This window comes from Nonomuraea sp. NPDC050680 (assembly GCF_040654555.1).
GTDB lineage: Bacteria > Actinomycetota > Actinomycetes > Streptosporangiales > Streptosporangiaceae > Nonomuraea.
The window spans coordinates 101,611-124,567 of record NZ_JBFAIF010000004.1 but is presented as its reverse complement, the minus strand read 5'-3'; the positions used below and the strand labels follow the sequence as shown (position 1 = coordinate 124,567).

General features: G+C 70.3%; 19 protein-coding genes. 7 read left to right on the top strand and 12 right to left on the bottom strand.

Annotated features, from left to right (window positions below; translation table 11 throughout):
- Positions 1-33: 33 nt before the first annotated feature.
- A complete protein-coding gene (locus AB0H88_RS16305; RefSeq protein ID WP_357645039.1) occupies positions 34-357 on the bottom strand; it encodes a multidrug efflux SMR transporter in 324 nt (107 codons plus the stop codon).
- A 257-nt stretch (positions 358-614) separates the two neighbouring features.
- Between AB0H88_RS16305 and AB0H88_RS16300 the strand changes: the two genes are divergently transcribed.
- Positions 615-1,520 (top strand): radical SAM protein, encoded by a 906-nt coding sequence (locus AB0H88_RS16300; protein ID WP_357645037.1) that lies wholly within the window; start codon positions 615-617, stop codon positions 1,518-1,520.
- Between the two features lie 110 nt (positions 1,521-1,630).
- Positions 1,631-2,842 carry a cytochrome P450 gene (locus tag AB0H88_RS16295; RefSeq protein WP_357645035.1) on the top strand — a complete coding sequence of 404 codons (1,212 nt, stop codon included), beginning with the start codon at positions 1,631-1,633 and terminating at the stop codon, positions 2,840-2,842.
- A gap of 21 nt (positions 2,843-2,863) precedes the next feature.
- Here the strand turns inward: AB0H88_RS16295 and AB0H88_RS16290 are convergent, their stop codons facing one another.
- Entirely contained in the window at positions 2,864-3,787 is a 924-nt protein-coding gene (locus tag AB0H88_RS16290) for a TauD/TfdA family dioxygenase (RefSeq protein ID WP_357645033.1), read from the bottom strand.
- Between the two features lie 267 nt (positions 3,788-4,054).
- Here AB0H88_RS16290 and AB0H88_RS16285 point away from each other — a divergent pair, with 267 nt between their 5' ends.
- Complete coding sequence (locus tag AB0H88_RS16285) at positions 4,055-4,714, top strand: TetR/AcrR family transcriptional regulator (RefSeq protein ID WP_357645031.1); 660 nt, start codon at positions 4,055-4,057, stop codon at positions 4,712-4,714.
- 407 nt (positions 4,715-5,121) lie between these two features.
- Here the strand turns inward: AB0H88_RS16285 and AB0H88_RS16280 are convergent, their stop codons facing one another.
- The 4 genes from AB0H88_RS16280 to AB0H88_RS16265 form a co-directional block, all read right to left on the bottom strand.
- On the bottom strand, positions 5,122-6,264 hold the full coding sequence (locus AB0H88_RS16280; RefSeq protein WP_357645029.1) for an Ig-like domain-containing protein: 1,143 nt from the start codon (positions 6,262-6,264) through the stop codon (positions 5,122-5,124).
- Positions 6,265-6,457: 193 nt separating this feature from the next.
- The gene (locus AB0H88_RS16275) at positions 6,458-8,674 is read right to left on the bottom strand and encodes an ATP-dependent RecD-like DNA helicase (protein WP_357645027.1); all 2,217 of its coding nucleotides are present in this window, start codon (positions 8,672-8,674) and stop codon (positions 6,458-6,460) included.
- A 135-nt stretch (positions 8,675-8,809) separates the two neighbouring features.
- Entirely contained in the window at positions 8,810-9,241 is a 432-nt protein-coding gene (locus AB0H88_RS16270) for a hypothetical protein (RefSeq protein WP_357645025.1), read from the bottom strand.
- Between the two features lie 257 nt (positions 9,242-9,498).
- The gene (locus AB0H88_RS16265; RefSeq protein WP_357645023.1) at positions 9,499-9,702 is read right to left on the bottom strand and encodes a hypothetical protein; all 204 of its coding nucleotides are present in this window, start codon (positions 9,700-9,702) and stop codon (positions 9,499-9,501) included.
- A gap of 246 nt (positions 9,703-9,948) precedes the next feature.
- Here AB0H88_RS16265 and AB0H88_RS16260 point away from each other — a divergent pair, with 246 nt between their 5' ends.
- Together AB0H88_RS16260 and AB0H88_RS16255 are read left to right on the top strand one after the other, a co-directional pair.
- The gene (locus AB0H88_RS16260) at positions 9,949-10,305 is read left to right on the top strand and encodes a hypothetical protein (RefSeq protein ID WP_357645021.1); all 357 of its coding nucleotides are present in this window, start codon (positions 9,949-9,951) and stop codon (positions 10,303-10,305) included.
- Between the two features lie 385 nt (positions 10,306-10,690).
- Entirely contained in the window at positions 10,691-12,037 is a 1,347-nt protein-coding gene (locus tag AB0H88_RS16255) for a serine hydrolase domain-containing protein (RefSeq protein WP_357645019.1), read from the top strand.
- A gap of 154 nt (positions 12,038-12,191) precedes the next feature.
- Here the strand turns inward: AB0H88_RS16255 and AB0H88_RS16250 are convergent, their stop codons facing one another.
- Positions 12,192-13,046, bottom strand: coding sequence for a LysR family transcriptional regulator (locus AB0H88_RS16250; RefSeq protein WP_357645017.1), 855 nt, complete (start codon positions 13,044-13,046; stop codon positions 12,192-12,194).
- Between the two features lie 70 nt (positions 13,047-13,116).
- Between AB0H88_RS16250 and AB0H88_RS16245 the strand changes: the two genes are divergently transcribed.
- Entirely contained in the window at positions 13,117-13,836 is a 720-nt protein-coding gene (locus AB0H88_RS16245) for a gamma-glutamyl-gamma-aminobutyrate hydrolase family protein (RefSeq protein WP_357645015.1), read from the top strand.
- Between the two features lie 96 nt (positions 13,837-13,932).
- Here the strand turns inward: AB0H88_RS16245 and pstS are convergent, their stop codons facing one another.
- Positions 13,933-15,003: a phosphate ABC transporter substrate-binding protein PstS gene (pstS, locus tag AB0H88_RS16240; protein ID WP_357645013.1), complete on the bottom strand. Its 1,071-nt coding sequence runs from the start codon at positions 15,001-15,003 to the stop codon at positions 13,933-13,935.
- A gap of 106 nt (positions 15,004-15,109) precedes the next feature.
- Complete coding sequence (locus AB0H88_RS16235) at positions 15,110-16,309, bottom strand: cytochrome P450 (RefSeq protein WP_357645011.1); 1,200 nt, start codon at positions 16,307-16,309, stop codon at positions 15,110-15,112.
- 182 nt (positions 16,310-16,491) lie between these two features.
- Between AB0H88_RS16235 and AB0H88_RS16230 the strand changes: the two genes are divergently transcribed.
- The gene (locus AB0H88_RS16230; protein WP_357645009.1) at positions 16,492-17,436 is read left to right on the top strand and encodes an ATP-binding cassette domain-containing protein; all 945 of its coding nucleotides are present in this window, start codon (positions 16,492-16,494) and stop codon (positions 17,434-17,436) included.
- A gap of 97 nt (positions 17,437-17,533) precedes the next feature.
- Here the strand turns inward: AB0H88_RS16230 and AB0H88_RS16225 are convergent, their stop codons facing one another.
- From AB0H88_RS16225 to AB0H88_RS16215, 3 genes are all read right to left on the bottom strand, one after another.
- Positions 17,534-20,683, bottom strand: a complete 3,150-nt coding sequence (locus tag AB0H88_RS16225) for a BTAD domain-containing putative transcriptional regulator (RefSeq protein ID WP_357645007.1) — start codon at positions 20,681-20,683, stop codon at positions 17,534-17,536.
- Positions 20,684-20,752: 69 nt separating this feature from the next.
- The gene (locus AB0H88_RS16220; protein WP_357645005.1) at positions 20,753-21,928 is read right to left on the bottom strand and encodes a sensor histidine kinase; all 1,176 of its coding nucleotides are present in this window, start codon (positions 21,926-21,928) and stop codon (positions 20,753-20,755) included.
- A 100-nt stretch (positions 21,929-22,028) separates the two neighbouring features.
- Positions 22,029-22,907 carry a sigma-70 family RNA polymerase sigma factor gene (locus AB0H88_RS16215; RefSeq protein ID WP_357645003.1) on the bottom strand — a complete coding sequence of 293 codons (879 nt, stop codon included), beginning with the start codon at positions 22,905-22,907 and terminating at the stop codon, positions 22,029-22,031.
- Positions 22,908-22,957: the final 50 nt, after the last annotated feature.

The following is a 22,957-nucleotide window of genomic DNA, read 5'->3' as shown; positions in this document are numbered from 1 at the left end:
GGGCGGGCGGGCGGGCGGGCGAGGTGCCAGGGGTCAGTGGGCGCCGGCGAGGTTGAGGACGATGACGCCGCCGATGATGAGCAGGATGCCGCCGATCTTGAGCGGGGTGAGGGTCTCGCCCAGGAAGGCGGCGCCGATGAGGGCGATGGCGGCGGTGCCGGCGCCGGACCACACGGCGTAGGCGGTGCCGACTTCGAGTTGCGTTTTGAGGGCGCGGGCCAGCAGGACGAAGGAGATGAGGTAGCCGATGGCGACGATGGCGGCCCAGCCGAGGTGGGAGAGGCCGTTGCTGAGTTTGAGCGCGGTGGTCGCGATGACCTCGGCGGCGATGGCGAACGCGAGCAGCAGCCAGGCCATGGTGGAATCCTTTCCCGTGAACGGCGGTGAGACGGCCGCGGCGTGATCGTGTGTAGCGCGGGAGCCACTGCCCGTCACTGCCGAGGCCATGAGGATGAGTGTGGTGAGCTAGAGCGCCTGTGTCGAACCCGGAGCCGCATGGCGCCGGTGGGTGGCCGGCGAGGCGGAAGCGCTTGAAAAGGGAGTCGAATGCGTGTTCCACTGGGGGTGTGGGTTGGGACGCGCTTTCGCTTGTTGAGGCCGCAGACGATCGTCCGTTGATCGAGCGGCGGGCGGTGCTGCGTGACGGCTTCTACGAGACGCAGGCCCGCACGATGATCGAGCGGGTGCCGCAGAGTGCGGGTATCGCTCAGCGGTGGGGTGTCTCCCCCTATCGTGGCTGCGCCCATGCCTGCCTTGGCTGCGGTGCTCGGGCGGGTCATCGGCGGCTGGGGTTGGACGCGGGGCGGGATTTCGACACCCGGATCGTGGTCAAGCCCAACGCGGTGACGCGGTTGCGGGTGGAGTTGGCGCGTTGGGGTGGTGAGGCGCTGGCGGTGGGGGTCAGTGGTGACTGTTACCAGCAGGCGGAGGCGACCTATCGGTTGATGCCGGGCATTGTGGAGGCGCTGGGTGAGGCGGCGGTGCCGTTCACCGTCTACACCAAGAGTCCGCTGGTGTTGCGGGACGCCGCTTTGCTGGCCCGGGCTGGGGCGCAGGTGGCGGTCTCGATCGCGTTCGTCGACGAGCGGATCCGGCGGGGCGTGGAGCCGGGTGCGGTGGGTGCGCAGGCGCGGCTGGAGCTGGTGTCGGCGCTGGTGGAGGCGGGGGTGTCGTGCCGGGTGCTGATGGCTCCGGTGCTGCCGTTGCTCAGTGACGGGGCCGATCAGCTGTCGGCGACGGTGCGCCGGATCGCGGCCACGGGGGCCGGGGTGGTGGAGCCGGTGGTGTTGCGGCTGCCGCCGGGGACGCGGCAGTGGTATCTGCAGTGGCTGGGTGAGGCGCATCCGCATCTGGTGGAGCGCTATGAGGAGTTGTACGACGCGGCGGGGCTGCCGGCGGCCGGTTATGAGGAGCGGATCACGGGGCAGATCGGGCAGTTGTGCCGGGTCTATGGCATGCGGTCGGGGCCGCCGGAGCCGCCGGCGCGTGAGCCGCGGTTCCCGCAGCTGGCGCTGGTCTGACGCGGGTTTGACGCGGGTTTCGTGATGGGCGCTGGTCTGACTACTGTCAAGATTTAAGGCTGTCGCCTTAGAATCTTGGGTGTCCCATCAGTCAGCAGGAGGACGCCACGATGACCGCCGAACCCGTCTCCCGTTACCCCTTCGACCGGACAGAGGCCCTGCAGCCGCCGCAGGAGTGGGCCCAGCTGCAGGACGGCTGCCCCGTGGCGCACGTACAGCTGCCCAGCGGCGACACCGCCGAGCTGGTGACCCGCTACGACGATGTGCGCACGCTGCTGACCGACCCGCGCTTCAGCCGCGGCGGCGCCGCGGCCGCGCGGGTGTCCACCACCGCGGACGGCGGGATCTTCGCCCGTGGCATGGCGAGCGGGAGCATGATCGCCGGGACCGGGCACCGGCGGTGGCGGCGGCTGCTGACCCCTTCGTTCACCATCCGCAAGATCGAGGCGTGGCGCCCGCGGGTGCAGCGGATGGCCGATGAGCTGGTGGACGGCATGCTGGCCGGCGCCTGCCCGGCGAACCTGTCGCGCGAGCTGGGCCTGCCGCTGCCGGTGCGGGTCATCTGCGCCCTGGTGGGGGCGCCGAGTGAGGATCAGGACAAGTTCGCGCACTGGTCTCAGGTGATGCTGACGCTGACCCGCTACGAGCAATCGGAGGTGGAGAAGGCGTATGAGGAGTTCGGGGCGTATGTGTCGGATCTGGTGGATGCCAAGCGTGCGGCGCCGGGCGATGACATGCTCAGCGAGCTGACGCAGATCTCCGACAGCCAGGACGGGCGGCTCAGCCACGAGGAGCTGATCGCGACCGTGCAGGCGCTGCTGCTCGCCGGGCACGAGACGACGTCGAACATGATCGGGATCATGGTGGCGATGTTGCTGTCGGACCCGGCCCGTTACGCGGCGGTGGTGCAGGACCCGGAGCTGATCCCGGGCACGGTCGAGGAGGTCCTGCGGCTGGACAGCACGCTCAGCGTGATCGGCATGCCGCGGGTGGCGACCGAGGAGGCCGACCTCGGCGGGGTCAGGGTCGGCGCGGGTACGACGCTGATCCCGTGCCGGCCCGCGGCCAACCGGGATCCGCGTAAGTTCGCCGATCCCGACCACTTCGACGCGCGCCGCGACAACGCGGGCCAGCATCTGGCGTTCGGCGCGGGGCCGCACTTCTGTCTCGGCCAGCCGCTGGCCCGGATGGAGCTTCAGGTCGTGCTCGGCACGCTGGCCCGGCGCCTGCCCGGGCTGGGCCTGCGCGATGCTCCCGGTGATCTGCGGCTGCGTACGGGGCTGCTGTCCGGGGGGCTGCAGGACGTGTGGGTCACCTGGTGAGCGACGACCTGCTTGGAGGTCTCAGCCGGTGGTGAACCACAGGCGGATGAGGTGGCGGCGATCGGGCTCTGGGTGGTCCTCGTAGGCGGTGCGGCCGTGCAGGACGAGGTGGTTGTTGAGGAACTGCATGTCGCCCTCCCGCAGGTCCATGGTGAGCACGAACCGGGGGTCGTTGGTCAGCCGGTCGAGCAGGTCCATCGTCTCGCGCTGCGCCGGGGTGAGCGGCGGCACGCAGGCGCCGCGCTGGGCCGAGCGGATGTAGTCGGGCCCGTAGGAGATCGACACCCTGCCGTCGGCGCGTGGCGTGCACAGCGGCTTGGTGTAGAAGCTGTCGGGGCCCTCACCGGTGCGCCGGTCGTGCCACCACGGCTGGTACAGCACCTCGGCCAGGTCGGGGCGGGTCCGGACGAGCTCGTTGTGCACCGCCACGGAGCTGACGACGAGGCTGAGACCGCCCGACTTGGCCGGGCGCAGGCACAGCAGGGCGACGACGTCGGTGGGGTCGCTGTGGTAGCCGAGCCGCCCGCTGTGCTGGTAGCTGCGGGTGCGTGGCCGGGAGGGGTCGGCGCCGGTGTCTCGTACGTGCACCAGCGGCACCGGGCCGGGTCCCTGCGAGACGATGGCGCCGATGTGGCAGCCGAGGCCGAGGCCGGCGATCTCGTGTTGCCGCTCGCTCATCCGGTCGACGGGCACCCCCTGCAGCAGGGCGAAGCCGTGACCGTCCACGACCTCCTCACGCACTCGCCGCAGGATGGGCCCGAGCCTCGGCAGCGGGAAGACCTCCGGGGCGATCTCCCGCGGCGCCGGCCCGGCCGCCTCCACCGCCCGTACGGCTGCGAGCACCTCGCGGCGATGCTCCGCGTTGAGCGCGACCCTCCAGGTGCCGCTGTCGCCGATCTCGGCCGCCAGCCACTGGCCGGGCCCCAGCGCTTGCGCGATCGCCATGGTGACCACCTCTTCGCTCGTCGTGGGTCTTGGACTCACCCTGCCGTCCTTGCTCTTGCGCGGCACTCCCCTATCGCCCACGGCGCAATCGCTTCACCCACAGCGGAAGGGCCGTCGCCCCGTTTCCGGCTGGTTGACGGCATGCCGGGCACGGGATCTCGCACAAGCGCATTGCGGTTCTGCTCACACGTACAGAGGTGGCTCGGCCTTGACCGGACGTTCCCGCCATGATTCGGTACCGATCAATCGATCGATAGGGAATGGTTCATGGGGATTGCGGAAATCCAGCAGGTGGTGGTGAGCCTGTTCGCGGAGAAGGGGTATGCCGCGACGGGCATCCGGGAGCTCGGGCGGGCCGCAGGTGTCAACTCGGCGACCTTGTACCACTACGCGGGGTCCAAGCAGGAGATCCTCACCAGCATCATGCGATCATGCCTTGAGGAGTTGCTGCGTTCCGCGATCGAGGCGGTCGGCGTGTCTGCGGATCCGGGCGTCCACTTGGCTCGCCTGGTGCGGGTGCACGTGGGGCTGTGCGCGCTCAACCCGCTGACGGCCAAGGTGACCGATCAGGAGATCCGGGCTCTGAGACCTGATGACCACACGGCACTCATCGGCCTGCGCGACGACTACGAGGCGCTCTTCGCCAGGGTCATCGAGCATGGCATGAGCACGGGCGTCTTCCAGCTCACGGATCAGCGTGTCGCCCGCCTGGCCCTCCTGGAGATGTGCAATGGCGTCGCCAACTGGTACCGGCCTGACGGTCGGCTGAGCGTCGCCGAAGTGCAGGACCAGCTCGTCGAGCTGGCCTGCCGTCTCATGGGGGCTCCCTCAAGGGCGGGAGAGGAGTCAGCAGACCTGCCGGCTCCCATCCGGCTGGCCAGCGAGCCGGTCGCCGATCACGCCTATGGCGCGGTGGTCGCGGGATGAGCATCATCGACGCTCGGGTACGTCTCCCGCAGGAGCTCCGTCCCACCCCCACGTATGCTGCCCCGAGCCGGCAGACCGACGCGAACGACTCCGCACCTGGAGAGGTTCAATCAGGCCGGGTACGCCGTCGCCGTAGTACTGGCCGCAACTGTCCGGCAGCGGCTATGCGGTGCTCCTCGGCTCGCCACGCGGCGGCATGATGCGGAGCGTACGCGCCACCTGCGTGCTCGGTCCGTCCGGTTCGACCTCCACGTTGCGCGTCATCGGCGAGGGCATCGATCAGTACCGCACATGGAACACGCCATCGCAGGCATGAGCACGGTGCCGGCAGCTGCTGAACCCAGAGGTGGAAGTCCTCCTGCGCACCAGCCAGACTGCTGCGACGCGCTTTTGGGCCTGCGCGTGGCCTACAGGGCGCTGCCCTTCTTCCACTTGGAGAAGGGCAGCTGCCAGAAGCCCCAGCCGTTGTTCCACTCCAGGTCGCGGCTGGTGCCCTTGATGTCGACGACGTCACCGCGTTGGAAGTGGTCGTAGAACCACAGGGCCTGGTCGGGGCGGGAGTTGATGCAGCCGTGGCTGACGTTGGAGCGGCCCTGGGCCCAGACGTTGTCCTTGGCGTGGACGTACTCGCCGGAGTTGGAGATCCGCACGGCATGGTTGATCATGACGTCGTAGTAGCCGGGGTCGCCCTTCTTGCGGCCGGGCGAGATCATGCGGACCGGGTTGCCGCGCTCCATGGTCAGGTGGACGCCGGAGGTGGTGGTGTACTCGCGGGTGGTGGCCATGCCGGCGCTGATGCGCATCGTCTGCACGCGCTTGCCGTCGCGGTAGACGTACATCATGTGCTTCTTGGTGTCGACCTTGCTGATCACCCTGGCGCCGATCTTCAAGGTGGTGGCGGAGTCCTTGACGCCGTACATGCCCTTGCCGCCCTTGACGCCGGTGAGGCGGGCGTTGAATTTCACCTTCTGGTGGGCGGGCCAGTATTTGGCGGTGCGGTAGATGACGGTGGTGTCGTTGATCCAGCGCCAGGCGCCGTCGACGGGCTTTTGCGCGTCGACCTCCAGGGCGCGTTCGACGGAGGCCTTCTCGCTGACGGGCTGGTTGAAGGTGACGATGATCGGCGCCCCCACGCCGACCGTCTCCCCCTTGGCGCTCGGCGTGACGTCGGCGACCTGCAGCTCGCGCTCGGGCTTGAGCGTCTTGAAGGTGCTGGCCGCGCTGGTCACGCCGGCCTTGGCGCTGACGTTGTAGGAGCTGGAGGGCAGCAGGGTGCCTTTGGAGACCCATTTGGTCTTGTCGGCGTTGAAGGTGCCCTCGACGCTCTTGCCGCCGCCTTCGGCCGAGACCTCCTCCAGGGTGCCGCCGGCGGCGGTCACGACGATCTTCTTCTCGGGGCTGATCTTCGAGCTGCCCTCGGCGGGTGAGATCTTGATCGTCGGCGCTTCCGGGGTCGCGGAGGTGGTCACCTTGCCCGCGTCGGCGTTGCCCGGAGCGGGGGGAGCGCTCGAGCAGGATGCGGTCAGTGCCGCGGCCGCGAGCAGGGCCATGCCCGTGACGGGCTTCCTCCAACCGGGCGTGACGTTCAAGTCAGTCCTCTCCCCCATAACAGCAAACTCAATGTCAAAGACCTTAATGCTCCTGCATGTAAGACGCGGATGAGTTTGGGATAGTTCGGTAACATTTAAATCACTTGTTGCTGGGAAGCCCAGGTCAGCCGGGCGCAACAGGGGTAAAGAGGCCTCAGTGCTGGGCCAGGCGGTGGGTCAGGCTGGTGTGGCGCCGCCCGGCCCCCTTGGTCCGTACGGCCTGCGCCAGCGCGCGCCGGGACCCGACGATGACGACCAGCCGCTTGGCCCGGGTGATCGCGGTGTAGAGCAGGTTGCGCTGCAGCATCATCCAGGCGCTGGTGGCCAGGGGGATGACCACGGCCGGATACTCGCTGCCCTGGGAGCGGTGGATGGAGACGGCGTAGGCGTGGGCCAGCTCGTCCAGTTCGTCGAAGGCGTAGTCGACCTGCTCGTCCTCATCGGTGGAGACGATCAGCTTCTGCTCGTCGGGACGGATGTCGACGACGATGCCGACGGTGCCGTTGAAGACCCCCGCCGCGCCCTTTTCGTAGTTGTTGCGCAGCTGGGTGACCTTGTCGCCGACGCGGAAGACGCGCCCGCCGTAGCGGCGTTCGGGCAGGTCCTCGCGCGAGGGGGTCAGGGCCTCCTGCAGCGCGATGTTGAGCGCGCCGGCCCCGGCGGCGCCGCGGTGCATGGGGGCCAGCACCTGTACGTCGCGGCGGGCGTTGAGGCCGAACTTGCGCGGGATGCGCCGGGCCACCACATCGACCGTCAGCGCCGCGATCTCCTCCGGCTCCTCGCACGGGAACAGGAAGAAGTCCGTCATGCCCTCCAGCTTGGGGTGCAGGCCGGTGTTGACGCGGTGGGCGTTGACCACCACGCCCGACTCCTGCGCCTGGCGGAAGATCTGCGTCAGCCGTACGCGGGGGATGTCCTCGGCGGCCAGCAGGTCCTTCAGCACCTCACCCGCGCCGACCGAGGGCAGCTGGTCCACATCCCCCACGAACAACAGGTGCGTGCCTGGCGCGACCGCCTTGACAAGCTTGTTGGCCAGCAGCAGGTCGAGCATGGACGCCTCGTCGACGACGACCAGGTCGGCGTCCAGGGGGTTGTCGCGGTCGAAGGTCGCCTCCCCGCCGGGCCGCAGCTGCAGCAGCCGGTGGACGGTGGTCGCCTCATGGCCGGTCAGCTCGGCCAGCCGCTTGGCGGCCCGGCCGGTGGGCGCGGCCAGGATCACCTTGGCCCGTTTGGCCCGGGCCAGCGTCACGATGGAGCGCACGGTGAAGCTCTTGCCGCAGCCCGGCCCGCCGGTCAGCACCGCGACCTTCTCCGTCAGCGCCAGCCGTACGGCCTGGCGCTGCTCGGTGGCCAGGTCCGCGCCCGTCTGGCCGCGCAGCCACTGCTCGGCCCGCTCCCAGTCGACCTCGGCGAAGGCGGCCAGACGGTCATGCCCGCCGCGCAGCAGCGACAGCAGCGCCGAGGCCAGCGACAGCTCGGCCCGGTGGAAGGGCACCAGGTAGACCGCGGGCACGATGGTGTCGCCGGCCGGGATCTGCTCGCGTACCACGCCCTCCTCGGCGACCAGCTCCTCCAGGCAGCCGGCGACCAGGTCGGCGGGCACCTCGAGGATCTTGACGGCGTCGCCGACGAGGTTGGGCGCGGGCAGGTAGCAGTGTCCGTCGTCGGCCGCCTGCGACAGCGTGTAGCGCAGCCCGGCCTTGACGCGCTCGGGGCTGTCGTGCGGGATGCCGACCGCCTGGGCGATGGTGTCGGCGGTCTTGAAGCCGATGCCCCACACGTCGTCGGCCAGCTGGTACGGGCGGCTCTTGACGACGGAGATGGAGCTTTCGCCGTACTGCTTGAAGATGCGCACCGCGATCGAGGTGGACACGCCGACGCCCTGCAGGAAGATCATCACCTCTTTGATGATCTTCTGTTCCTCCCAGGCGGCGGCGATCAGCTTGGTCCGCTTGGGGCCCAGGCCCGCCACCTCGACCAGCCGCTCGGGTGCCTGCTCGATCACCTCGAGGGTGTCGGTGCCGAAGTGGTCGACGATCCGTTCGGCCATCTTCGGGCCGATGCCCTTGATCAGGCCGGAGCCCAGGTAGCGGCGGATGCCCTGGATGGTGGCCGGCAGCACGGTGGTGTAGGACCACACCTCGAACTGCTTGCCGTACTTGGGGTGGGAGGTCCAGCGGCCGCTCAGCCGTAGCGACTCGCCCACCTGCGCGCCCAGCAGCGGCCCCACCACGGTCAGCAGTTCGGCGCCCGACCGCTCGGTCGCCACCCGCGCGATCGTGTAGCCGCTGTCCTCGTCAGGGCCATAAGTGAAGCGTTCGAGGACAGCGTCCAAACGGGTGGCGGGGAGATCGGCCGGACCTTGCTTCACCGAACAAGTCTCTCCCTGTTCCTGGGCGCTCTCCGGCCCAAGAATAGAGCAAGGGGCGGGCGGCCTGGTGCCCGTGTGGGCATAGGGGCCGCACGTCGCGACGCCTATGCCCAGGGATCCTATTCAGGACGGGAACTAGGGAGCCGGGTCGCCGGCCTTTTCTCCCTTGCAGGTGGTGGAGAATATCTTTCCGGTCTTGAGGTTGACGCACCTGGTGCAGGAGACGCCGGCGTCGTCGAGGTCTCCCTTGCAGAGGATTCCCTCTTGCTTCGGTTTCTCGGGCGCATTTCCTGGCGAGCCCATGTTTCCCGAAGATCCCGAGTTCTTGTTCTCGCAGTAACTACGCGTGTATCCGCCATTCTTCGACTTGCACCACAGGCACCTCTTGTTCTTTCCCTCCAGCCATTTGCATGGCTTGCCGGCGCTTGTCGAAGTGCAGTGGCTGAGCGAGGTGGATGCGGCGGCGTTGCCGAGAGCGCGGGCCCTGTCGGGCTGGGCCAGTGCGGCCGCCGAAGGGACGATGGCGGTCGCCACCAGGGCCCCGGTAACGAATATTTCTTTGAGCACGGGCCACCCCCGTTGTGTGTCTCTCGCTTGCCCTTCCATCGTGACATGGCGTGCGCGGCAATAGTCAAGACGTGCATCAAGATTTATCGAGCGGCGGCCGGGCCCTTTTTCCGGAACATGAAAATTCTGATGTGGATTTCTTGCGGGGGTGCCGGGGATATTGGACGCCGGCCTTTGGTCTCGCCGCGAATATTATTTGTTCCACTGCTATCGTTGTTGGCGACGGCTTGACCGTCGATGCGCATCCGCCGCGCTCATTAGGCGACGCGCCGGAAGACGACGACCGCCTGGTAGCCGATGCCGTGCTCGGGGTCGCACTCGGCTTCCGCGCTGATGACGTCCAGCTCGGAGTCGGGGCCGAAGAAGTCCAGCGCCTGGGCCCTGGCCTTCTCCCTGATCTCGTCCGGTGTCGCTCCGCTGACGGTGACGCGCAGCGTGAGCGGGAACTGTGTGTCACTCATGGGCGGCCTTCTTTCGCAGAGGAGTGATCACTTTTGAGCGTAACATCAGGCCGCCGCCGACATGCAGGCATATAGCTGCATATTGACAGGTTCGCGCTCGAACAAGATTACCTATCGACACTCACGGTAGTGGTGTGGATACTCTTCGTGTAGGCCCTGGCTCCCTGGATCACCCCACTTCGACGGCGGGTTCGTGCTGCCCGCACGCCGCAGCGGGGTGATCCGGGGAACAACTCAAGGAGAGCGATGCACAAGAAGTCCCTCGCCCTGGCCGTCCTCCTCACCGGTGCGTGCGTGGCGACAGCCACCGCCGTCACCGCAGCCAACGCCACCACCGCACCCGCGGCCCACCACGCCTCCGCGCTGCCGCCCGGATACCAGCTGGTGACGCTGCCCAACGCGAACGTGCCCAACTTCCAGCGCCGCACCCTCTACTGCCCCGGCGCCAAGAAGGTCCTGGGCGGTGGCGCCGAGGCCCGCGGCAACGGGGCGATCCTCGTCGGCTCCTTCCCCACCGATGACGGGCGCGGCTGGATCGCCCTGGGCCGCCAGGACGGCTACAACGACGTCGGCATCAGCGTCTTCGCCATCTGCGCCGACTGACCTACCCGCATCATCCGGCCCCGGTCGCTCGCCGACCGGGGCCGTCCTCATGCCCGCCGGGGCGCATGTCCGTACGCCCGTGACAACATCTGGGCCTTCCAGCCGCGCCCGCCGCCCGTGTGCCCGAAGGCGTCACTCCCCTGGCCGACCACGGCGGTCCCGAGCAGGTGCGGGTACGCGTCCTGCGGGGCGCCGACGAGCTGTGGAACCTGCTGGTCGTGCGGCCGCCATCGGGCGCTTCCTCAACAGCGAGAGCATCGACGCCACCAACGTCGTCGTCTGGTAGGCCGGCCACTACAACCACGACCAGGCCCACCCGCAGCCCCACCAGGGCGAGCTGATCGGGCCGGAACTGGTGCCCATCTGAGCACTAGGCTTGGCGCCCATGAGTCAGGTGAGTGAGACGACGGCGCGGGCGCTGCTGCGCAGGCTGGCCGTCGAACAGGCCGAGTGCAGGGTGCCGTCGCTGACGGCCGCCATCGTACGGGAGGGGAGGCTGGCCTGGTTCGGCGCTCGCGGCTTCACCGGCCCCGGCGCCGATGGCGGGCTGCCCCCCACGGACAGCACCCAATACCGGCTCGGCTCGATCACCAAGAGCATGGTCGCCGTCGTCGTCATGCGGCTGCGTGACGAAGGCCGCCTCGACCTGCTCGACCCCCTGGCCAAACACCTGCCCGGCACCCCGTTCGGCGAGGTGAGCATCGCCCAGCTGCTCTCCCACACCGCCGGCCTGAGCGCCGAACCGCCCACCGGCTGGTGGGAACGCACCCCCGGCCTGCCGGCCGGCGAACTGCTCGCCCGGCTCGGGCCCCAGCACGCCAAGCACCGGCCCGGCCGCCGCTTCCACTACTCCAACATCGGCTACGGCCTGCTCGGCGAGGTGATCGCCCGGCTGCGCGGCATGCCCTGGCTGCGCGCCGTACAGCAGGAGGTCCTGCAGCCGCTCGGCCTGTCGGCCACCACCGAGCGGCCGCGCGCCCCGCACGCCACCGGCTACGCCGTCCACCCGTGGGCCGAGGTGGTGCTGCCCGAGCCCGAACACGACGCCGCCGCCATGGGGCCCGCCGGTCAGCTGTGGTCCACGACCGCCGACCTGGCCCGCTGGGCGGCCTTCGTCGCCGGCGACACCGGCGGCGTCCTGTCCCCCGCCACCCTGGCCGAGATGCGCGAGCCCGCCACCGTCGACGACGGCGACGCCTGGACCTCCGGCTACGGGCTCGGCCTGCAGCTGACCCGGCACGCCGGACGCCGCCTGGCCGGCCACACCGGGTCCATGCCCGGGTTCCTGGCCACCGTGTGGGCCGATCCGGCCGACCAGGTGGGCGTGCTGTTCCTGGCCAACACCACCAGCGGCCTCAGCTACACCCTGCCCAACGACCTGCTGGACATCCTCGACGAACACGAGCCCCGCCTGCCGCAGCAGTGGCGCCCCTGCGCGGCCGACCCCGCCCTGCTGGCGCTGACCGGGCTGTGGCACTGGGGTCCCAAGCCGTACGCGCTGCGGCTGCTGCCCGACGGCGGGCTGGCGTTGACGCCGGTGGGCGGTGCGGGCCGCTCCTCCCGGTTCGTGCCGCAGGATGACGGGACCTGGCTGGGGCTCGACGGCTACTACGCCGGTGAGACGCTGCGGGTGGGGGCCGACCACCTCGACCTCAACACCTTCATCTTCACCCGCGAGCCCTACGACCCGCAGGCGCCCGTCCCGGGCGGCGTGACGGACTGGCACGCCTGACCGCTTTCCACACCTGACCGCTTTCGACACCTGACCGCTTTCGACACCTGACCGCTTTCCACGCCCGACCGCTTTCCACGCCCGACCGCTTTCCACGCCCGACCGCTTTCCACGCCCGAGCGGGCGGACGCTCCAGCTCGCGCACAGATCGCTGTCACGGGGACAGGCGCGCCGCCAGGTCGGCGGCGGGGCCCGGCGGCAGGGTGGCGTGCAGCAGTTCGACGCGGTGCACCAGCCGGGGTGCCACCAGTGGCACACCGTGGCCGGCGGAGGCGGGCAGCAGCGTCAGGCCGTGGCCGGCGGCGACCAGGTTGAGCACGGTGTGCACGTCGTCGCCGGTGTAGTCGAGCGCGGGCCGGAAGCCGTCGCCCATCAGGTCGCGCAGCCGCTCGAGCGGGCACAACGTCGTCTGCAGCCAGTGCGCGTCGACCAGGTCGGCCAGCCGCAGCCCTGCCCGGCTCGCCAGAGGATGGTCGCCGGGCAGCGCCACGACCAGGCCCTCCTCGGCCACGCCCACCGTGGTCATCGGTCCGACCTCGGGCAGGCGCAGCGGGTCGTTCGGCGCGGTGATCCCGTCGGTCAGGCCCGCCTCGGCCCTGCCGTCCGCCACCTGCCTGGCCACCTTGTCCCTGCCGCAGGTGCGTACCGTCACCCGCAGCCGCGGCTGCGCCGCCCGCGCCGCCGCCAGACGTAGGGCCAGGATTGAGTTGAGCGCCAGGGGCGTGGTGGCCAGGGTCAGGCGGTGGGCGGGCAGTGCGGCGGTGCGCAGCACGTCGGCCCGCGCGGCGCGGATGCGCAGCAGCAGCGGCCTGGCGTGCTCCAGCAGGCGCAGGCCCGCCTCGGTGGGCGCGACCGGGCGGCGGTGGAGCAGCGGCAGGCCCAGGTCGCTCTCCAGCGCGGCGATCTGCTGGGAGATGGCCGACTGGGTGTAGCCGAGCTGCTCGGCCGCCGCCGAGAAGGAGCCCGCCTCGGTGACGGTCACGAACGTACGCAGCAGATGAGGGTCCATCAGTATTTCTTATAGCATGTGCAGACATCATCGTTGGTGCTTAAGCGGTGGTTCGCCGCACCATGGAGGCATGAAAATCGCCCTGGTCGGAGACCGCTCGCCCAGCGTGCGCGCGCACGCCCGCATCCCACTGATCATCCAGGCGCTGCGTGAGCGTGACGGCATCGCGCTCGACCCGTACTGGATCCCCTCCACCGACGCCCACGACGACGCCCTCGAACGCTTCGACGGCATCTGGATCGTGCCCGGCAGCCCGTACCGCAGTGAGGAAGGCGTGATCAGCGCCGCGCGCACCGCGCGCGAGCGAGGCATCCCCGTGCTGGGCACCTGCGGCGGCTTTCAGCACATGCTGCTGGAGTACGCGCGCGGCGTGTGTGGGCTCGACGTGGCGCACGCCGAGAACGAGCCGGACGCGCGTGAGTTCCTGCTGCTGCCGCTGGAGTGCTCCCTGGCCGGACACGAGGGCCTGGTACGGCTGAGGCCCGGCTCGCTGATCGAGCAGATCATCGGCTCCCCCCTCACCATGGAGGCATACAGCTGCTCCTACGGCCTCAACGACGCCTACAAGCACAAGCTCGTCGAGCACGGACTGGTCTTCTCCGGGCACGCCGACGACGGCATGGTGCGGGTGGCCGAGCTGCCCGGCCACCCGTTCTACCTGGCCACGTTGTTCCAGCCGGAGCTGTCCGGCGACGGCAGCCGCCCGCACCCGGTCATCTCCGCCTTCGCCGCCGCGGTCAGCCGTAGGACGGCTCGGCGTGCCGTACCTCACGCAGGCCGGGCAGGGTGATGGCGCCCCGCCGCGCGCCGGTACGCGGCTCCAGGCGCAGGACCTGCTCACGTCTTTCGTGCACCGGCGGGCGGCCGGGGGTTCCCGCCGGCTCGTTCAGGTGGTGACGCCGAGCCGGGCACGTACCTTGGCCAGGAGGTCGTGCGGGAGCGGGGCGTAGCCGTACAGGGAGAGGTAGGACTGGCCGGCGTCGCTGGCGGTGTAGCTCAGGAAGGTCCGCACCAGCGGATCTGGGTTCTGGGAGCAGATGATCTCGTAGGTGATCAGGGCGATGGGGTAGGCGTCCTTGTTCTTGGCCAGGTAGTCGAACGTGACGATCAGATCCCCGTTGTGGCCGGTGATCCGGGCGCCTTCGAGGGCTTTGGTGGCGCTTTGGGGCGAGAGGGCGACGAACTGGCCGGAGGCGTTGCGTATGTCGGCCGTGCGCAGGCCGGCGTCGCCGGCGAAGGCGTACTCCACGTACCCGATGGAGCCCTCGGTGCGCTGGATGGCCTCGGTGATGCCCGCCGAGCCGGTCACGCCTTGCCCGGTGAGGGAGAACTTCCTGGACGGCTCGTACGGCCAGCGGCCCGCCGCCTTGAGATAGGCGGTGAAGTTGTAGGTCGTGCCCGAGTCGTCGGAGCGGTGGAAGAGCCGGATGCCGGTGTGCGGCAGGTCCGCGCCGCGGTTGTCGGCGGCGATCTCGGCGGCGTCCCATCGGGTGATCCGGCCGCTGAAGATGCCGGTCAGGGTGGTGGGTGAGAGCTTCAGATCGGGCGAGAACGGCAGGTTGTAGGCCAGGGCGATGGGGCCCACCACCATGGGCAGGTGCACCGCGCGGCTGCGGCAGCGCCTGTCGGCCAGCAGTTGTTCGGCGGGTTGCATCGCGACGTCGGAGCCGGCGAACGCGGTGACACCGGTGATGAAGTCGCGGATGCCGGCCCCCGAGCCGTTGGCGTTGTAGTCCACCCGCAGGTCGGGGTGGAGCCCGTGGAAGTCGACACGCCAGGCGTCCATCGCGCCTTTCTGCGCGCTGGACCCGGAGCCGGAGATCGACGCGGTGATCGGAAGACTCCGGGGCGCTTCGTCGCGGGTCAATATCGCGGTCCCGCCCAAGCCGACGGCGGAAGCGGCCAAGGTCAGGGCGACCAACAGCGCCGCCCTGATGATCCCCGTCAGCTTTTCCATCTCCACAAAATATGAAGAGGTCGCGGCGTTCTAGTTCACCACGCGTCAAACTCCTTGCCACAAATCGGTCATTTAATGCCAGATTTGGGCAGCATCGCGGCCGCGTTCACCCGTCCCAGGTGACCGGGAGGCTCTTGATCCCGTAGATGTCGGCGGCTTCCGGGCGCAGGGCGACCTGTTCGGCCGCTACGGCCAGGCGCAGCGTGGGGAAGCGGTTGAGCAGCGCGGGGAAGGCGACGCGCATCTCGACCCGGGCCAGCTGCTGGCCCAGGCACTGGTGGATGCCGTGGCTGAAGGCCAGGTGCCCGCCGTCCTGCCGCTGGAGGTCGAGGACGTGGGGGTTGGGGAAGCGTTCAGGGTCGCGGTTGGCGGTGTTGAGGGACAGGATGACCATCGTGCCGGCCTTGATGGTCTGGCCGCCCAGCTCGACGTCCTCCAGCGCCGTCCTGAAGAAGGTCTTGGCCACGCTCAGATACCGCATCAACTCCTCCACCGCCTTGTCGGTGAGCGCGGGATCGGCGCGCAGCGCGGCCAGCTGCTCCGGGTTCTGCAGCAGCGCGAAAGTGCCCAGCGCCAGCATGTTCGCGGTGGTGTCGAGCCCGGCCGCCAGCAGAAGCAGGGCGATCCCTTTCAGCTCCTCATCGGTCAGATCGCTGTCGAGGAGGTCGCTGAGCACGTCGTCGGTGGGGTTGGCGCGCTTGGCCGCCACGAGTTCGGCGAGGTAGGTCTGGACCGCGGTGTAGGCCGCCATCAGCTCCTCGTCGCCGGTCTCCCCGTCCATGAACTTGTCGACGTTTCCCTGGAAGGCGTCCCGGTCCTCATACGGCACGCCCAGCAGCTCGCAGATCACGATCGCGGGGATGGGCTTGGCGAACGCGGTCACCAGGTCCGCCGACGGGCCGGCCTTCTCCATGGCGTCCAGGCACTCGGCGGTGATCTGCTCCACGCGCTCGGTCAGCAGCCGCATCCGGCGCACGGTGAACTTGCCCACCAGCGGCTTGCGGTACCGGCTGTGCTGCGGCTCGTCCATGAGCAGGAACTCGCCCGGCGGTGCCGGAGGGACTTCGATGTCGCCGAAGTCGATCCACGGATGGTGGCGCATGAGCTCCCTGCGGGAGCTGAACCGCGAGTCGGCCAAGACCGACCGGACCAGGTCGTAACCGGTGATCAGCCAGCCCTGGTGCCCGTCGGCGAAGGGCAGGCGGCTGATCGGGCCGTGCTCGCGGGCCTCGATCAGCTCCTTGGGCGGGTCGAAGGGGCAGCCGGGCTGACGCTCGGTCGGCATCGTGCTAACGGTGTGTTCCATGGCGTCCACTTTCGCCGACCGTTCTGATACGGGGCCGTCGCCGGGCTGACACGGCCGCTGACACCGCATGGCCGGCGGCCGGCGCGAGGGCCGGTCACCGGCGATCAGGCCTGATCCGGTGTCAGCGGCCGTGTCAGGACGGCGACGGCCCGATATCAGAGTGGTCGGCGAATGTAGAGCCCATGAACGGAGCAGCCATTGCGGCCTCGGGGCTGCGCAAGGCCTACAAAGACAAGACCGTGCTCGACGGCATCGACCTGAACGTCCGGACCGGCGCGATCTTCGCCCTGCTCGGGCCCAACGGCGCCGGCAAGACCACAACGGTGAACGTACTGACCACGCTGCTGACCCCCGACGCCGGGAAGGTGGTCGTCGCCGGGCACGACGTGGCCACCGAGACCAAGGCCGTGCGCGCGGCGATCGGGGTCACCGGGCAGTTCGCCTCGGTGGACGACCTGCTCACCGGCGAGGAGAACCTGCTGATGATGGCCGACCTCCTGCACCTGCCCAAGGCGCAGGGCAAGCGCATCGCCGGCCGGCTGCTGGAGAGGTTCGAGCTGGCCGAAGCGGCGGGCAAGCTGGCGGTGTCCTACTCCGGCGGCATGCGCCGCAAGCTGGACCTCGCCATGACGCTGGTCGGCGACCCGCAGATCATCTTCCTGGACGAGCCCACGACGGGACTCGATCCGCGCAGCCGCCGCACCATGTGGGAGATCATCCGGGAACTGGTCGCCGAGGGTACGACCATCTTCCTCACCACCCGGTATCTCGAGGAGGCCGCCCAGCTCGCCGACCGTATCGCCGTACTCGATCAGGGCCGGCTGGTCGCCGAGGGCACCGCCGATGAGCTCAAGCGCCGCATTCCCGGCAGCCACGTCCGGCTGCGGTTCATCGATCGGCACGCACTCGACGTCGCGGCGCGGGTCCTGCACGAGTCCACCAGGGACCACGACGAGCTGACCTTGCGTGTTCCCGGCGATGGCGGGGTGCGGTCATTGCGCGCGCTGATCGATCGGCTCGACGCCCATTCCATAGAGGTCGAGGAACTGTCGGTGCACACACCCGATCTGGACGACGTCTTCCTCGCCCTCACCGGTCACGCAAACAAGGAGGTGAGCGGACGATGAACGCCATCTCAGCCTCTCTGGCCGACTCGCGGACCATGGTGCGCCGTAACTTCCGGCACACGAGACGACCGGATTCCCCCAATGGCTCGTGCGACGTTCACGAAGCGAGCGTGATCGCGGCCAGCTCGCGCCAGTCCTGCCGCTGCCCGGCACGGGCCGCCTCGGCGAACACGGTTTCGCCCAGGCGAGCGCGCGCCTGCGCGGCGATCCTGGAGGCGTCCGGCTGCGAACGGTCCAGCGTGCCGCGCGCGGCGTCGCTTGCCCCGAGCAGCCGTACGGCCTGCTCGTAGTGTCCCTGGCGCAGCGCGAGATCCGCGATCCCGATCAGCACATAGGCGATGGTGGGCGGATGGGTGTGCTCTATGGCCGTGGCCGCGCGGAACGCCTCCGCCCGATACGCGCGGGCCTTGTCCAGGTCCTCGGTGAGGTAGCCGTACAGGTCCATGGTCTGGACACGGACGGAGTCGGCCATGGCCGCCTCGCCCAGCACCGCCCACACCGTGGCCAGGTGCTCGCGTGCCTGGTCCGGCTCGCCGCGCAGGCGCGCCAGCTGCGCCTGCGAAAGCGCCAGCTCGGCGAGCGCGTCGGGCCAGACCATCCGCTCGGCGATCCGCTGCGCTTCGGCCATGGTGGAGGTGCTGGATCGCTCGTCGCCGAGCAGCCAGTACAGCTGGGCCAGCCGCGCCCGCATGCCGACCACGTCCTCGAGCGCGCCCACCTCGGTCAGCGCCGTGGCCGCCTCCTCGTAATGCTCACACGCGCGGGCGAACTCGCCGCGCATGGCGAGCCGGTCGGCCAGGAAGGTCAGCGCGAGCGAGATCCCCATCCGATCACCCAGCGTACGGAACTCGGCAAGGGCGGTCTCGGCGTCGAGGTCCACGCCGGTCTCGTCGCCGCCGAGCGTGAGCCGGAACCGGCCACGCGTGAGCCTGGCCTGCGCCCGCACCCACGGATCGTCGTCGGCGATGAGCGGCTCGAAGGCGGGCATGAACTCCGCCGGGCCCTGCAGCGTCCGCTCCAGCAACCCGACGAACCCGAGCAGCGGGTGGCGAGACTCGCTGCGCTGGGCGAAGCGGTGCGCCTGCTGGATCCACTCCCGCGCCTGATACTGATCGCCGCTGACCCCGGAGGTCACGAAGATCGTCACGATGAGGTAGGCCAGCGCCCGCACCTCATCGGACGCCTCACCCTCCAGCGAGGCCGCCGCGATGCTCAGCTCGGCGCCCTCGGCCCGGTGCCCGCTGAGGTACCAGTACCAGCCCGCGGCCGCGACCAGCCGCATCGCCTCCTGAGCCCAGCCCTCGGCGATCGCCCCGCGCAGGGCCGAACTGATGTTGTCGTGCTCGGCGCCGAGCCTGGACAGCCACTCCACCTGCTCGGCCCGGCGCAGGCGCGGCTCGGCCGTCTCGGCCATCTCGGTGAAGTACGCCAGGTGCGCCCGGCGCGCCGGCTCACTGTCCCCGGCTTCGGCCAGCCGCTGCGCCGCGTACTCCCTGATGGTGTTGAGCATCCGGTAGCGCGGCACGCCCCCGCCGTCGGCCAGCAGCAGCGACTTCTCGATCAACGCGGTCAGCACGTCGAACACCGGCTCCCCGGCGGACGCCTCCTGCCCGCACACCCGTTCGGCCGCTTCCAGGCTCACCCCGCCGGAGAACACCGACAGCCGCCGCAGCACGCCGCGCTCGGTCTCGCTCAGCAGATCCCAGCTCCAGTCCACGACCGCGCGCAGCGTCTTGTGCCGGGCGAGCACCGTCCGGCTGCCGCCGGTCAGCAGCCGGAATCGGTCATCGAGCCGGCGCGCCAGCTGATCGATGGACATGGTGCGCAGCCGGGCCGCGGCCAGTTCGATCGCCAGCGGCATCCCGTCGAGCGCCCGGCAGATCCGCGCCATGGCCGAGAGGGTGTCGATGTCGGAGCCGATGTCTTTGCGCACCAGATCCGCGCGGTCGCGCAGCAGCCGCACCGCGGGCGAGGACCCGGCCTCGGCGGGATCGGCTCCGCTCGCGGGCAGCGCGAGCGGCTCGACCTGCCACAGCACCTCCCCGGTGATACCGAGCGCTTCCCTGCTCGTGGCCACGATCCGCAGCCTGCGGCACTCCCCCAGAAGCCGGTCGGCGAAAGCCGCGGCCGCCTCGATCACGTGCTCGCAGTTGTCCAGGATGAACAAGATCGCGCGCTCCCGGACCGCGGCGATGAGCCGATCCATCGGCTCCCCGCCCCGCGCGCCACCGAGCAATGCCTGGTCACGCAGGCCGATCGCGGTAAGGGCGGCCTGCGCCAGATCACCGCCTTCCCCCACCGAGGCCAACTCGACCAGCCACGCCCCATCCGGCAGATCGGCGAGCATCGTCCGAGCGGTCTCGGCGGCCAGCCTCGTCTTGCCGGAGCCACCCGCCCCCGTCAAGGTGACCAGCCGGTGCTTGACGGCCAGGGCGGCGACCGCGGACACGTCGTTCTTCTTGCCGACGAAACTCGTCAGCTCGGCGCGCAGGTTCGTCTTGTGGCTGTCCGCCCGCTCGCCCAGCTCGCCACGGAGCAAAGCGGTGTGCAGCGCGGAGAGCTGGGCCGATGGATCGACGCCCAGCTCCTCGGCGAGGCGCTCGCGCGTGCGCTGGTACACGCTCAGCGCCTCGCTCCCACGCCCCGCCTCGGCCAGCGCTCGCATCAAGGCCGCCACGAACCCCTCCCGCAGCGGGTACGTGGCGACCAGCTCGGTCAGCTCCGAGACCAGCTCCGAGCCCCGGCCGAGGCGAATATCGGCATCCACCCGGTCCCCGAGCGCGGCGACGTAGAGTTCGTCCAGACGCGTGAGCGCGGCATCGAACGCGTCGCTGCCCTGCAGCGCGAGGTCGGCCATGGCCGTGCCGCGCCACAAGGCCAAGGCCGAGCGCAGCAGATCCGCCCGCGCCGCAGGCTCGGCGGCACGGGCCTGGCCGACCAGGTGCTCGAACCGGGACACGTCCACGGCATCAGGAGCCACGGCCAGCCGATATCCGCCGGAATCCGCTTCGATCACACCCTCCGGCAACACCCTGCGCAGCCTGGACACCAGCGCCTGCAAGGCGTTCACTTCGTCCGCGGGCGGCTGCTGCCCCCAGATCCAGTCCACCAGCCGCGCACGCGTGACGATCCGGCCAGGCTCGAGGGCGAGCGCGGCCAGCAGCGCGCGCAGCCGAATCCCAGGAACCTCCACCACGGCCCCATCGCGGTTTCGGATCTCGAACGGTCCCAGCAAGTCGACTCTCACATCGGCAATTGTGCCGAACTGTGAGCCGCTCTCACGCCACGTGGCGGTCCGGGTGGTCGGCAGCAGCGCCTAAACGCCGGGTGGGAGGGTGGCGGTGAGCTGGAAGCCGCCGCCCGGATGGCGGCCCGCCTCGAGGCTGCCGCCCGCCTGGCCGAGCCGTTCGGCCAGACCGCGCAGCCCGCTGCCGCTCCCGGCCGGCTGCGGGCCGACGGCGCCGCTGTCGCTCTCGGTGGGTCCGTCGGGGCTCTCGCCGCTCTTGGCGGGCCGTGGCCCGTCGGTGCCGTTGTCGCGGATCGTCAGGGTCAGGCCGGTCAGGTCGATCTCGGCCTCCGTGGCGCCGCTGTGCCTGATGATGTTGGTGACGCCCTCGCGTACCACCCAGCCCAGCAGCGCCTCGGCCCGCGCCGCCGGTGGCGGCCCGGTACGGCGGACGCGGGCCCGCACACCAGCCGCCGCCAGGGCGTCGCGGGCGCGGGCGAATTCGTCGGCCAGGTCGCCCGCCCGGTAGCCGGTCACCGCCTCACGCACCTCGGTCAGTGCCTGCCGGCCGACGGCCTCGATGTCGGCGGCCTGGCGTTCGGCCTGGCCGGGGTCGCGGCGGGCCAGCCGGCGTACGGCCTCGGCCTTGACCACGATGACCGACAGGGTGTGCCCGAGCAGGTCGTGCAGGTCGCGGGAGAAGCGCAGCCGCTCCTCGGCCACGGCCGCCTCGGCCAGGCGCCGCCGGGTCCGGTTCAGCTCGCCGATGACCATGTGCAGGTGCAGGATGACGGCCACGACCAGGCCCGCGCTGAAGGTCCCCCACGAGAACGCCAGGATCGACTCCAGGCTGCCGCCGCCGGCCCACACCACCAGCGCCGTACCGAGGGGCAGCGCCGCCGTGGCGACCCGCACCGCCCTGCCGCGCAGGGTGATGCCGCACGCCACGCCGAGCAGCGGGAACAGGTAGTACCAGCCGCCGCCCAGCACGATCGCCAGCCCGAAGACCACGGCCGCCAGCCCGGCCAGCGCGATGCGGGCGGCCACCGTGCGGCGCCGGAAGGCCGTGATCACTGTGAGGGTGTACAGGGCCGACATGGCGGCCAGGCCCGCCCACGACAGCCAGCCCGGCCGCAGCGAGCCGTCGACGGTCTCCCATACCGCGCCCGCGGCCAGCAGGACGAAGGGCAGGAACGCCCTGACGCCGGGCGCGTCGGGCGCCTGGTCCGGCGGGCCGTCGGGGCTCGGGGGCGGGGTTCGGGCCATCGCGCCAACATTATCCGCGCCCGAGGGCCACGACGAGCCGGCGTCACCTATCGGGTGGGCGTCTTCTCGCACCCCTACGGCAAGGCGTGAAGCATCTGGGTCAGCCCGCCGCCGACATCGGGTCGAGCCGGGCCAGCCGGTCGGGGTCGGTGAGGATGACGACCTCGGCGATCAGGCCGCCGCTGACGGTGAAGGCGACCAGCGAGACCACCCGGCCGCCGACCGTGGCGACGGATCCGGCGGCCCCGTTGACCAGCACCGGATGCCCCACCGAGCCGACCGGCCGGAACATGATCGCCTGCTTGGCCACCACCGCCGCCCCGCGCGCCACCATCACGGCCCCTTCGGCGCCGCGGTCGGAACGGACCACGACATCCGGGTCGAGCACCCGCAGGAGTGCCTCGAAGTCTCCATCGCGCGCGGCGGCCAGGAAGGCGTCGACGGCCTCGCGCTGACGGCCCAGATCCGGATCGGGCACCGGGGCCGTGCCTCGCACGCGGCGGCGGGCGCGGCTGGCCAGCTGCCTGGCCGCGACCGGGGTACGCCCCACGATCGGCGCGATCTCCTCGAAGGGCACCGCGAACATGTCGTGCAGCACGAACGCCAGCCGCTCGGCCGGCTCGAGCGAGTCCAGCACCACCAGCAACGCCAGCCCGACCGAGTCGGCCACCAGGGCCTCATGCTCGGGATCGACGCCTTCGGCGGGGCTCACGACCGGGTCGGGCAGGCGCGCCTCCAAGGAATCCTCGCGCCGCCGTTCGCGCGAGCTCAGCATGGTCAGGCACACCCGGGCCACGACCGTGGTCAGCCACCCGCCGAGGTTGTCCACCTCGCTGGTGTCGCTGCGGCTGAGGCGTATCCACCCCTCCTGTACGGCGTCCTCGGCCTCGCTCAGCGACCCGAGCATCCGGTAGGCCACGGCCCTCAGGTGGGAGCGGTGCTCCTCGAACCGGCCGGCCAGAAACTCTTCCTCGTCCATCGTCACATTCCTCCGTCAAGGCAAGTCATAGAGTCATAGCACTGACCAAC